Annotated in this window: 4 protein-coding genes; all 4 read left to right on the plus strand. The window is 38.7% G+C overall.

The window, feature by feature from the left end; genetic code table 11:
• Window positions 1-343: zinc-finger-containing protein (locus tag BM329_RS14220; protein ID WP_143101256.1), on the plus strand; the 343-nt coding region annotated here is incomplete at its 5' end.
• The gene (locus BM329_RS14225) at window positions 343-903 is read left to right on the plus strand and encodes a hypothetical protein (protein WP_092554468.1); all 561 of its coding nucleotides are present in this window, start codon (window positions 343-345) and stop codon (window positions 901-903) included. The genes BM329_RS14220 and BM329_RS14225, both read left to right, overlap by 1 nt.
• Window positions 893-1,183 carry a hypothetical protein gene (locus BM329_RS14230; protein WP_092554471.1) on the plus strand — a complete coding sequence of 97 codons (291 nt, stop codon included), beginning with the start codon at window positions 893-895 and terminating at the stop codon, window positions 1,181-1,183. Before BM329_RS14225 ends, BM329_RS14230 begins: the two co-directional genes overlap by 11 nt.
• Before the next feature lie 11 nt (window positions 1,184-1,194).
• The gene (locus BM329_RS14235; RefSeq protein WP_092554474.1) at window positions 1,195-1,377 is read left to right on the plus strand and encodes a hypothetical protein; all 183 of its coding nucleotides are present in this window, start codon (window positions 1,195-1,197) and stop codon (window positions 1,375-1,377) included.
• The last annotated feature ends 2 nt before the right edge of the window (window positions 1,378-1,379 follow it).

The raw sequence follows: 1,379 nt of genomic DNA on the forward strand, positions 1-1,379 counted from the left end.
CAGTCACGTAAAGATAGCCCATCACACGGAGGTGTTTGGGAAGACCCGGCATGACGACAAATGGCCGTGGCTCTATGTCTGCTGGTCATGCGATGCGCGTGTAGGGATGCATCCGGAGACCAATATTCCGCTGGGATATCTGGCAGATGAACCGACACGGAGAGCGAGGCGGAATGGCAAAGAGGAATTTGAGGAGATGCGAAAGAGAGGGAATTTTGAACGCACGGAGGCGTACAGATGGCTGGCATGGAGGCTGGGTATCAGTTTCAACAAATGCCATTTCGGATGGTTTGACGCTGAGATGTGTGAGAGAGCGAAAAATGTATGCAGGGGGTTTAAATAATGACTGATTTTATATCACTGGCAGATGGCGGTGAATTAACCGCCGATAACTGGAATGATTTTGTTAAACGTCTTGAATATGAACATAACGGCGCTGGTGTTGATCGGCACTTCACGGCACACCCATCATTCACCGTGAGAGAAAGAATGCGAGTCATTGGCAATGACGATGATGAGGTGGGAATATATTTCGATGGAGAGGAATATCATTACATAGATTCATTATTGGAAACATTGGATGAAGAGCAAAAAAGAGAAATAGTAAAATACTCAGATGAATATTTTTCTGATTGGGATGATTGCAGTGATAAAGAAAAATCAGAGAGCATAATATATATATTGGAAGATTCGTATATTTTTTACTGGAAATACGATTACAAAACTGTAAATACTCATTTAACCAGAGAGGCAGCAGAACGTTTCATTGCACGTAAACAACATGACCACGGAAAATTATCTGTTTATGTCGAGTCATTTTATTGGTGCTGGGAAATGCGAACATTAATAGATGGAATATTGACAGGTAAAATAAAATATACAGGTGATGATAATGAACAATGAATTTGAAAATAACACCATTGATGACATATCAAGCAGATTGAAAACAGCAGCAAAAGCAACAAAAACATATAGCAGAAATGAAATCACAATTAATTGTGATGAATTAATCCAACTCTGTGACGCTGTAGAGGAACTCGCTAAATATGAAAATATGAAGCCTGTGGGATTTACCAATGAAGTGGAATTAGCCTATATTAAAAATGGGTTGCATGGATTTATTCAAGTCGAAAGCGACAAAAAATCATTTTTATCTATTCCCCTCTATCGTCACCCAAAATAACTAGAAACATCATGGATAAATTATTTTATGCAGTATGTGATAACGACGGTATTTGCAATTTTACAAATGACAAATACCAAACCCTGAAAGCGATATTTTACGAAAAAGAACAGGCTGAATTACTGGTCAGTAATAATAAAGACTCACTGCTGATTATCGTTCCGATTTATATAGATGATGCGCGAGGAGAATAAAA

This window comes from Xenorhabdus koppenhoeferi (assembly GCF_900116635.1).
Lineage (GTDB): Bacteria > Pseudomonadota > Gammaproteobacteria > Enterobacterales > Enterobacteriaceae > Xenorhabdus > Xenorhabdus koppenhoeferi.

Coding starts and splice junctions, on each gene's coding strand:
- BM329_RS14225 (WP_092554468.1), top strand. CDS start 343: ATGACTGATTTTATATCACTGGCAGATGGCGGTGAATTAACCGCCGAT.
- BM329_RS14230 (WP_092554471.1), top strand. CDS start 893: ATGAACAATGAATTTGAAAATAACACCATTGATGACATATCAAGCAGA.
- BM329_RS14235 (WP_092554474.1), top strand. CDS start 1,195: ATGGATAAATTATTTTATGCAGTATGTGATAACGACGGTATTTGCAAT.